12 protein-coding genes are annotated in these 10,170 nt (G+C 42.8%); 6 read left to right on the forward strand and 6 right to left on the reverse strand.

Features of this window, described 5'->3' with window-relative positions; translation table 11 throughout:
- Positions 1-241 (reverse strand): helix-turn-helix domain-containing protein (locus VB714_RS06075; RefSeq protein ID WP_323222182.1); only part of this gene is annotated, 241 nt, incomplete at its 3' end.
- 310 nt (positions 242-551) lie between these two features.
- Here VB714_RS06075 and VB714_RS06080 point away from each other — a divergent pair.
- Positions 552-1,310 (forward strand): glucose 1-dehydrogenase, encoded by a 759-nt coding sequence (locus VB714_RS06080; RefSeq protein WP_323222185.1) that lies wholly within the window; start codon positions 552-554, stop codon positions 1,308-1,310.
- A 53-nt stretch (positions 1,311-1,363) separates the two neighbouring features.
- Here the strand turns inward: VB714_RS06080 and VB714_RS06085 are convergent, their stop codons facing one another.
- Complete coding sequence (locus VB714_RS06085) at positions 1,364-1,840, reverse strand: hypothetical protein (RefSeq protein ID WP_323222187.1); 477 nt, start codon at positions 1,838-1,840, stop codon at positions 1,364-1,366.
- Between the two features lie 44 nt (positions 1,841-1,884).
- Here VB714_RS06085 and VB714_RS06090 point away from each other — a divergent pair, with 44 nt between their 5' ends.
- Together VB714_RS06090 and VB714_RS06095 are read left to right on the forward strand one after the other, a co-directional pair.
- Positions 1,885-2,088 (forward strand): hypothetical protein, encoded by a 204-nt coding sequence (locus VB714_RS06090; protein WP_323222189.1) that lies wholly within the window; start codon positions 1,885-1,887, stop codon positions 2,086-2,088.
- Between the two features lie 44 nt (positions 2,089-2,132).
- Positions 2,133-2,297 carry a hypothetical protein gene (locus tag VB714_RS06095; RefSeq protein WP_323222191.1) on the forward strand — a complete coding sequence of 55 codons (165 nt, stop codon included), beginning with the start codon at positions 2,133-2,135 and terminating at the stop codon, positions 2,295-2,297.
- 116 nt (positions 2,298-2,413) lie between these two features.
- Here the strand turns inward: VB714_RS06095 and VB714_RS06100 are convergent, their stop codons facing one another.
- Positions 2,414-3,247: a class I SAM-dependent methyltransferase gene (locus tag VB714_RS06100; protein WP_323222194.1), complete on the reverse strand. Its 834-nt coding sequence runs from the start codon at positions 3,245-3,247 to the stop codon at positions 2,414-2,416.
- Positions 3,248-3,430: 183 nt separating this feature from the next.
- Here VB714_RS06100 and recJ point away from each other — a divergent pair, with 183 nt between their 5' ends.
- Positions 3,431-5,809, forward strand: coding sequence for a single-stranded-DNA-specific exonuclease RecJ (gene recJ, locus VB714_RS06105; protein ID WP_323222196.1), 2,379 nt, complete (start codon positions 3,431-3,433; stop codon positions 5,807-5,809).
- 26 nt (positions 5,810-5,835) lie between these two features.
- Here the strand turns inward: recJ and VB714_RS06110 are convergent, their stop codons facing one another.
- Together VB714_RS06110 and VB714_RS06115 are read right to left on the reverse strand one after the other, a co-directional pair.
- Positions 5,836-6,999 carry a GuaB3 family IMP dehydrogenase-related protein gene (locus VB714_RS06110; RefSeq protein WP_323222197.1) on the reverse strand — a complete coding sequence of 388 codons (1,164 nt, stop codon included), beginning with the start codon at positions 6,997-6,999 and terminating at the stop codon, positions 5,836-5,838.
- Positions 7,000-7,337: 338 nt separating this feature from the next.
- Positions 7,338-7,793, reverse strand: a complete 456-nt coding sequence (locus VB714_RS06115; protein WP_323222199.1) for a cyclic nucleotide-binding domain-containing protein — start codon at positions 7,791-7,793, stop codon at positions 7,338-7,340.
- Positions 7,794-7,997: 204 nt separating this feature from the next.
- On the opposite strand from VB714_RS06115, the gene VB714_RS06120 reads away from it, so the two are divergent.
- Both VB714_RS06120 and VB714_RS06125 read left to right on the forward strand, forming a co-directional pair.
- Positions 7,998-8,585 (forward strand): Uma2 family endonuclease, encoded by a 588-nt coding sequence (locus VB714_RS06120; protein WP_323222201.1) that lies wholly within the window; start codon positions 7,998-8,000, stop codon positions 8,583-8,585.
- A 94-nt stretch (positions 8,586-8,679) separates the two neighbouring features.
- On the forward strand, positions 8,680-9,318 hold the full coding sequence (locus VB714_RS06125) for an LON peptidase substrate-binding domain-containing protein (RefSeq protein WP_323222204.1): 639 nt from the start codon (positions 8,680-8,682) through the stop codon (positions 9,316-9,318).
- Between the two features lie 27 nt (positions 9,319-9,345).
- Here VB714_RS06125 and pheA read toward each other — a convergent pair.
- Positions 9,346-10,170 (reverse strand): prephenate dehydratase (gene pheA, locus VB714_RS06130; protein WP_323222206.1); only part of this gene is annotated, 825 nt, incomplete at its 5' end.

Below are 10,170 nucleotides of genomic sequence, written 5' to 3' on the forward strand. Positions count from 1 at the left end.
TCTTGGCTTCTGTTAATTGTTTGGCTTGGTTGTTGTAATTTGGGAATGGTTGATCCGCCGGAATGATATATTCTTTGTCTAGAGAACAAGCATTAACAGAACACTTCCGAGCGTTAATCCAATCTTTTCGCTCTCTTAGGGCGTAATTCCAGACAGCACGACACACTCTCAAGGTATTTTCAATTACCTCGATTTGCTTTTCGTTTGGGATTAATTTATACTCGTAAGTTAGTGTTAACATTTCGACCTCCTGAATTGGATTTTAGCAATCTTTACAGAGAATGTCAATCTATTTGTAGGGACGTTAAATTTAACGTCCCTACTTTGGTCGGTTTTGTTTGTTGTCAAAAAGACGAGCGACCCCGGTGAATCGAATTCACCTAGCGGTCGAGGGATGGCGAATCGCATTCGCCATATCCAATCGACCAAGAGAGGGAAAGCGCTCGTCATCTCACCGCTAACCCTATGCGCGTAGCGCAGGCTTCGCCAACGGGTCTAACGGGAGTCCTCTTTTTGCATTTTGTAGATAGACAGAACGAATATAGTTGTTTATGGAACGTTTAAAGAATAAAGTTGCCTTGATTACAGGATCGGCTTCGGGTATTGGTGCAGCCACAGCAAAACTTTTCGCTCGGGAAGGAGCTAAGATTGTTATTGCAGATATTAATGCGGAAGAAGCCGAAAAACAGGCGGCCGAAATTCGCGATCGCGGTGGAGAAGCGATCGCGATCGCCGTGGATATTAGCGACGGCCAACAAGTGCAACAAATGTACAAACAAGCGATTGCCACCTTCGCTACTATTAATATTTTACATTGCAATGCTGGGGTTTTAATAATTGGTTCTGCTGAAACACCCCCAGAGGAACATTGGCATAAAACTCTTGCTGTTAATTTAACGGGGCATTATTTTTGCGTCAAATATGGTATTCCCATCCTGAAAAAAGCAGGAGGAGGCGCGATCGCGATTACAGCTTCGATTTCGGGAATGATGGGAGAACCGGATTTAATTGCTTATGATACGACTAAAGGAGGATTGATTAATCTCACCCGACAATTAGCCGTTGAGTATGCTAAAGATGGAATTCGAGTGAATAGTATTTCGCCGGGTTGGATCGATACGCCTTTTAACGATCCCATTTATGAACTCACTCCTTTAGACGAATCTTCTTTAGATAAAATGATTCCTTTAGCGCGTCAAGGAACCCCAGAAGAAGTTGCTAATGCAGTCCTTTTTCTTGTCTCCGATGAAGCCTCCTATATTACGGGACATAATCTCGTTGTCGATGGTGGTTTAACTATTAAAATTTAGCTAAAAAGATTATGAGTTGAGGAGTGAATTGTTTACTTCTCTTTTTGCCAATCTTACTCTCTGGCGGAGAGACGATAGTGCCAATTTTCGCTATTCATTGAACCCACCCAAATTTTATAGACTCCCGCTTTCCAATCTGTATCGTGGATAGCTGCATCTTCACCGGATGCACCATTATCGCCGCAGCGAAATTGTTTTGCGGAGTCGGGTCCTTGAATCACAAGAGTGGTATCTTTACCACCGCTATGAATACTCAAGGTTAATTCTGTAATATCTTCTGTGAGTTCCATAATATGATCTGGAATTTGCGATCCAAAACCCATACAAATGTTACCTTGATAATCGCGGGAGGATAAATTATTAGCTAAATCGTAATGGCCTCCAGTATTACCCGTGACTGTTGCATCTGCGCGATCGAATCCTCGAGCGAGATTTAAGGGGTTAAAATTGGCATTTTGCGCTAAAACAGGGACGGTGGTTAAAGTCGCAATTAAAGGAATTAAAAAATGATAGCGATTGATGTGAAACATGAACTCCTCCTCTCAAGAAACCCTTCTGGATCGAACCTTCTTGCTTGAGTGACTTGTCTCAATTTGGGGAACCGTCGGGAGATGATTTCTGTGCCGAATTGCCCGCGATCGCAAGTTTGTTCGATCTCTATCCTTATTATTTTAATGGCTCCCGAGAAAGAAAATCAAGAGCAAGGACAGTCCTCAGTTTGACACATAGAGAGGCGATCGCAATTTTGTTAATTTTTATGACATTTCCCACTGGTTAAAAAAGTCTTTTTATGCTAAAACAGCCAAAATAGTAATAAATTCCATGCCTGCGATCGCCTTGCTTGCTTTAATCTTTGTCCTCAATTTGTTCTTTGAATTTATAGGGATATTTTTGCCTCTCGATTTGCTTCACCTGCTTAGTTTTGCGGGGAAATGGTGCGGGATAGTGGCGATCGCACTGATAGTGGGATGGTGTTTTGGAGATTAAACAGGCAACAGGCAATAGAAAGGATTCTGCCTATTTACACTTCTTTACACAGATGACTATTCTTACGTCCCACTACTTACTAATCGCTAATCGAGTTTAAATATTACTCACTAAATTCACTTTAAACTCATTTTTCTGGCAATATGAAAAGCGGAAAGATAAGAGAGTTCGATCTTGCCATCAAAATCCTTCTCAATTCTTTCTCTTAACCCTGTAAATAATAACTCGCGATCGCGCTTTTCTATTCGTTGATAAGGAGAAAAAGTATCGAGAAGCAGTAAATAATCATCCACAGAATAGGTAACTTGACAGGGAATTTGTTCGGAAATTAAATCTCGAAATTGTCCCGATTTTAAGATCTCATCACCAAAATTTTTTAGGACTTCTTCTTGTTTATTTCTACCTTCATAACGGGAAAGCGAGGGAGCATATTTTTGATACACTTCCTGTAAGATCGTGTATTCTTCATATCGGGGTTCTGGTTGTAAATTCCACAATAAGATTAAATGACCCTCTTGTTTTAAAGCATTAGCAGTTTTGCCATAACTCACTTCTGGAGGTATCCAATGAAAGGAATTAGCCGCTAAAACAACATCAAATTTTTCTGGTTCTAATTTCCATTCCTCAAAAGAAGTATTCATAATCTCAATCTGAGAATATGCGCTACAATTACTCTCTAAAAATTGGCAAGATTCTCGACTAGGTTCGAGACAAACCATTGAGAAACCCAATTTAGCAAATCCAATGGTAGCATTACCAGGGCCGCTACCGATTTCTAAAATAGTTGCATCGGGATGCAATTGAACAACTTCGATCGCGCGATCGCATAATTCTTGAGGATAACGAGGTCTGACTCGATTATAAGCCTCAGCAACACTTGAATACCAAGTTTTGCTGATTTCCAAATCTTGACTCGCATACCATTGTTTTTGTTTGTGCCAATTGTTCATTATCTTGATTTTTAGTTATACTCAAATATTAACTCAACTTGCTAGTTATTGATTCGATCCCCCCCGGCCCCCCTTGATAAGGGGGGGGAATCCCAAAGTCCCCCTTTTTAAGGGGGATTTAGGGGGATCGGAATGTATCCTATTTGTAACTAGCAACTCGGGTTATTAGCGTAAAATAAGCAAATGAATTCTCTTTCTCCTCGATGGCAACTTCCTCCTACTCCCAATGTTCCTGCGGAATTTATTGCCGCGATTAAACCCTACTGTCCGTCCTCAGAAGGGAAAATTGCTGCACAATTACTCTGGCAAAGAAATATCAGGGATTTAGAAAAACTACCAGGATTTATTGATTGCGATCGCTATCAACCTGCGAGTCCTTTTGAGTTTGGCGAGGAGATGAAATATGCCATTAAACGCCTTCAGAAGGCACGAGAAGCAGGGGAAAAAGTGACAATCTGGGGGGACTTCGATGCAGACGGTATTACCTCCACTAGCGTCCTCTGGGACGGTTTGGGACAGTTTTTTGCTCAATATTTGCAGTTAGATTATTATATTCCCAATCGCCTTAGCGAATCTCACGGTTTAAACATTCCCGGAATTGAAAGATTAGCAGCGACGGGAACAAAATTAATTGTCACCTGCGATACGGGAAGTACCAATATAGAAGAGATCGATCGCGCCGCAGAATTAGGCATTGATATTATTGTCACGGATCACCATACTTTACCAGAAAATCGTCCCAATGTTGTCGCAATTATTAATCCTCGTTATTTAGAACCAACTCATTCTCTTTATCATCTTTCTGGGGTTGCTGTTGCTTATAAATTAGTCGAAGCACTTTACGAAATCTTCCCCGAAATTCCGCAAAAACCCCTCGCGGAATTATTAGATTTAGTTGCTATTGGTTTAATCGCCGATCTCGTTGAATTAAAAGGAGACTGTCGCTATTTGGCGCAAAAAGGCATCAAACAATTACAAAAACAATTGAAAAATCCCACTCGTCCAGGGGTTGCTTTATTATTAAAATTATGCCAGAGAAGCGGCGATCGCCCCACGGATATTTCCTTTGGTTTAGGTCCGCGAATTAACGCAGTGAGTCGCATTCACGGAGATGCTAACTTTTGCGTAGAATTATTAACCAGTCGCGATCGCGATCGCTGTCAACATCTCGCCGAAGAAACAGAACTTGCTAACAGTCGTCGCAAAGAATTACAAAAAAATGTTACAAATTCTGTTAAGAAAAAACTCGAACAACTTGACTTATCAACCACCTATGTTATTGTCTTAGAAGATTCGCAATGGTCAGCAGGAGTTTTAGGATTAGTTGCCGGACAAATTGCTCAAGAATATGGTCGTCCTACCATCTTATTAAGCACTCAAAATAACGATCGGGAAACAGAGAATAAGCAACAGGGAATAGAAAATGAACCACAATTATCTCTTGCTAGGGGATCTGCGCGTTCTGCCAATGAAATTGACCTTTATCAATTAGTACATTCTCAAAAACATTTATTGCATCGTTTTGGAGGACATCCTTATGCAGCAGGTTTGAGTCTTCTGGTTGAAAATTTGCCGCTTTTTACTGAAGCAATTAATCAAGAAGTTCGCTTGCAAATTAACACAACAGAACTCACTCCCATCGTCAATACAGATATTACCGTAACTGTTGCCGAGTTAGGTAAAGAATTGTTTAAAGAATTGAATCTTTTAGAACCTTGTGGTATGGGAAATCCCGTTCCTAAACTCCTGATTGAAAATTGTTTGTTTACAAATATATGGCATAATAACGCCAAAGATAATCGCGGTAAAAAGATTCAATATATTAAAACAACCTTTGAGATCGGCGATCGCAGTTCATCCTCGAAATTTCCTGGTGTTTGGTGGGGACATTATAAAGATGAATTACCTGCAAATCAACCCTGTGATGCTATTGTAGAATTAGATTATAATACTTATAAAAATCGATACGAAGTGCGCTTAATAGCTGTTCGCATTTGCAACAAAAATCAAGGCGATCGCAATGACTTTTATGCACCTAATATCCTTTTAGATTGGCGAGGGAAGATATTAGAAGCAGAAAAATTTAACGCGACAATTCTACTCGAAGATTGTCCGACGAATTGGGAGAAAATTTCCGGGGAATTTCACAAAGCAGTTTTAGAAACCCAGAAACTTGCCCTTGCTTATCAGTCTCCAGACCCTTTAACCTCAGCAGAAATCTGGCAAAAACTGGCAGGAATTGCTAAATATCTCCACCGTACAGCAGAAACAACAACCCATAAAAAGCTGCAAGAAAAACTTGAGATTAGTTCTCCAACTCTACTGTTAGGAATTGCTGCTTTAGAGGCGATCGGATTTGAGATCGAAAATAACCATATCTCCCTGCAAATCACCGCCATAAAAGACCCTCAACCTCATCCCGAAGCGAAAATTAGACACTTTCTTGATGCCCTAGAAGAAGAACAATTTCAACGCCAATATTTTTATAAAGTTCCCGTAGATACCTTGCAAAATACCTTATCCTTTGTTGCCCGCGATCGCAATACTACGAATATAGAGTAAGGTGGGCATTGCCCACCCGACGACGACTATTTACCCATACCCAATTGTTGAGCCTTTTGGTAAACCTTTCCTTCTGTTAATAAAGAAGGAGCAATAACCACTTCAACTTGCTGCATTTCCTTGATATCCTTAGCACCCAAAGTTCCCATCGAAGTTTTTAATGCTCCAAGTAAATTGTGAGTACCATCATCTAATTTAGCCGGACCGACGAGAATTTCCTTAATTGTTCCCGTTGTCCCCACATTAATGCGCGTCCCTCTTGGCAAAACAGGACTCGGAGTCGCCATACCCCAATGATAATCAACACCGGGGGCCTCCTTTGCCCGCGCAATAGGGGAACCGATCATAACCGCATCGGCACCGCAAGCAATACACTTGCAGATATCCCCCCCCGTCACAATTCCCCCATCGGCGATCGTGGGAATATATTGACCCGTTTCTCGATAATAATCATCCCGCGCCGCCGCACAATCAGCCACCGCCGTCGCTTGGGGTACACCCACCCCTAGCACGCCGCGAGAGGTACAAGCCGCCCCAGGCCCGATCCCCACCAAAATCCCCGCCGCACCCGCCTGCATGAGCTTTAAAGCCACCTCGTAGGTCACGCAATTGCCCAACACCACCGGCATCGGCATTTCTTGGCAAAATTGCGCCAAATCTAAAGGCGCGATCGCCCCCGGAGATAAATGATCCGTAGAGACAACAGTGGCTTGAATGCACAAGAGATCCGCCTTCGCTTCAGCAACAATTTTGCCATACTTTTGCGCCCCGGCCGGAGTTAAACTAACCGCCGCGATCGCCCCACGATCTTTAATTTCCTTAATCCGTTGGGAGATCAATTCAGGTTTAATAGGTTCAGCGTAGAGTTCCTGCATTAAGCCAACAAACTCTTCCTTCCCCACCGAAACAATGCGATCTAAAATGGGTTTGGGGTCTTCATAGCGCGTTTGAATCCCCTCGAGATTCAGAACCCCCATTGCGCCCAATTCCGAGAGCAATGCCGCCATATTCACATCGACAACACCATCCATTGCACTAGCAATAATGGGAATTTCTCGCTCGATATTGCCAATTGTAAAGCGAGTGTCCGCCAAACCCGGGTCTAGCGTCCTCTGTCCGGGGACAAGGGCAATTTCATCAAATCCGTAGGCTCGTCGAGCGGTTTTACCTCGACCGATTGAAATATCCACGCTCTTTTTTTGTTCCCAAAACTAATTTAGCTTAGGCTATCAAATTTTGAGGAGTGTTGGGGGATAAAGTTGTGGTAATTTCCCCATCAGTGCGCGATCGCCGCAATTCTTATACTTTGGTCTAGATAATATTAAGGTGGACAAGCAGTCAAGCTGATCGTGTCAATTGCTCAATTTCAATATAAATTTAGCAGTGATTGGATGGTTGGACTTGGATTCATCGGGAACAAGAAAAAACGAACTGCCAAGGACATCATGGCAATAGAGAGGGAGTGTCTATCAAAACAATGACTTTTCATTTTTATCTGATGCTTCATTGACTTCTGCACTGGCTATTTTTAAGTATTTGCTTCTTTCAATTGTTTTTCATAAGTATTAATCTTGCCATTCAATTCGCGAATGCGTCGAGAAAGCGATCGCGTAATATTAACGGCAATTTCTGGGGTTTCTTCGATCGCGTCGATGAGTTGTAATTGATTCAGGGTCAAGCAGTCGCAAGTTTCCAGTGTCGTAACAGAAGCCGATCGCGGTTCCGCGTCAAAGAGAGACATTTCGCCAAAAAAGGTGCCTTGTTCTAACTTGGCCAAGTCGCGATCGCCCAAATGCACCCGTACTCGTCCCGAAACGACAATATAAAGCGATCGCCCTTCTTCTCCCTGTTCAAAAATGGTGTGATCCGAGGGAAAAGAGAGTTCGTCCATTGCTGAAGCCAATTTCACCAAAAATTCATCTCGCAATTCCTGAAAGATCGAGACGCGCCGAATAAATAACAAGCGTTCAAAGCTACTTAACATTTATGGGTTATGGGAAATTGTAATCGGTAACGGGGAGGCGGGCATGAGCGTAAAGTAATTCAATGTTAGCAGAGGTTGGAGAACCACGAGAATCCCCCAATTCAACTCTTCCCAGAGGCGATCGCGCCCTACTTTAGAGATGATGATTTAGGATACACTTGTTTTTAAGATTAAATTGAGAATTGGCAAGCAGGACGAGAAACAATGACTTTTACCGTAGCAAAATCTCCAGAGTGCGATCGCCTTCTAACCTTCTATGAAATCGGCTGGCCGCAATTCCAAAGCATTGAGGCTGCTTTTGAGGATGTCGCAGGTATTCGCTTTATTTACCTTGACGGAATTTTAGAAATTATGACCCTTAGCCCCGAACATGAAGAGTATAAAAAAAACCTAGGGATGTTGTTGGAGACATACCTTCGAGAAAGCGAAATTCGCTTTTATGGTCAAGGTAGTTTAACTCTGGGTGGAGAGGAGTTGCAGGCGAGAAAAGAACCTGATGAGTCCTATAGTATTGGTACAAAAAAAGCAATGCCCGATCTGGCGATCGAAGTTGTTTTGACCAGTGGAGGAATTAATAAGCTCAAACTTTATCAGCGTCTTGGAGTGGGGGAAGTTTGGTTTTGGGAGGATGGGGTTTTAAGTATTTATATTTTGCGAGAAAAATACGAACGAGTTCAACACAGCGAATTGCTACCCGACCTCGATCTCGAATTGCTGCAAAGTTATATCACCTACCACGACCAATATGATGCAGTGAGAGAGTTTACCCAAGCCTTGCGCGATCGCGACTGAGAAGAAATTTGCCAAGTGGGAGGAATTCTGCCACAATTCTGCGAACGTAATTCGTTAAAGTAAAGAAAGAACGATTGACTTAACACAATCCCTAATGACCTCTTCCTCCATCGCCGTGCGAGAACTCCCGCTATTTCCACTTCCCGATGTGGTGTTGTTTCCGAGTCGTCCCCTTCCCCTGCATATCTTTGAATTTCGCTATCGGATTATGATGAACACCATTCTCGAGAGCGATCGCCGCTTTGGAGTTCTAATGTTCGATCCGGTACAAGGTGAAATTTCCGGTGTGGGGTGTTGTGCGGAAGTGATTCATTTTCAACGCCTTCCCGACGATCGCATGAAAATTTTAACCCTAGGACAACAGCGCTTTCGCGTTTTAGAATATGTTCGCGAAAAACCCTATCGCGTCGGTTTAGTTGAATGGGTTGAAGATGAACCCACTCAAAAAGATTTGCGCCTTATTGCTACAGAAGTCGAGGAATTATTGCGAGATGTAGTGCGCTTGTCGGCAAAACTTACCGATAGCAGCATTGAATTGCCCGAGGATTTGCCCAATTTACCGTTAGAGTTGTCCTATTGGGTCGCCAGTAACCTCTATGGGGTTGCTGCGGAACAACAAATGCTCTTGGAAATGGTAGATACAGCAGAACGTTTAAAGCGGGAAATTGAAATCCTAGCATCTACGCGCAGTCATTTAGCGGCAAGGACGGCTTTGAAGGATGTTTTAAATTGATTCATGGGTAATGTCGGGATGTTAAATTTAAAAATTTAATGTCCCTGCATTACTGCTTGATGGGGAAACAATTTTACCGTCCTTAATGGCATAAAGATCGTAACGTCCAAAAATCTTGAGAACTTCCACATATTGATGTAGTTCGACCAATGCCGCATTGACGCGATCGCGATCGCTTTCCAAATCGATAAAAAAGAGATATTCCCCCAGCGATCGCTTCGTGGGACGAGATTCGATCCGGCTGAGGTTAATGTTTCTTTTAGCAAATACTTGTAAGGGTTTCATTAATGCCCCTGGAACATTGGCCGGTACGCTAAAGGCAAGGGAGACATAACCGCCGCTTTCGGCTTTTGGCCAGCCAATGACCCAAAAGCGCGTACAATTACCTCGATAATCATTGATATCTTCGGCAAGAATGGGTAAGTTATAAAGCCTAGCGGCACGTTGGGAGGAAATAGCGGCTCCGGTTGCGTCATCCCCTAAATGTTCGAGGGCTTCTGTGGTAGAATTGCTGGCAATTTGTTGTACTGAGGGTAAATATTGATTTAACCAATTTTGACATTGGGCGAGGGCTTGGGGATGGGAATAAACGGTTTTGATGGATTCTAAAGCCAAAGAACGAGAAATTAAGGCATTGACAATGGGAAGAACTAATGCTTTCTGGATATTTAACCCCTCTAATTGCCACAGGGTATCGAGGGTCATAGCGACGCTACCGTGGATTAGATTCTCCACGGGAACAACGGCGAGATCCGCTTGTTTATTGGCAACTGCGCGTAATGTTTGTGCGATGGTCGGATACGGACATAAAAATGATTTTTGACCAGTTTCGCGATCGCGCCAATCTGCGTA

The organism is Spirulina sp. 06S082 (assembly GCF_034932145.1).
In the GTDB taxonomy this organism is placed as follows: domain Bacteria; phylum Cyanobacteriota; class Cyanobacteriia; order Cyanobacteriales; family Spirulinaceae; genus CCY15215.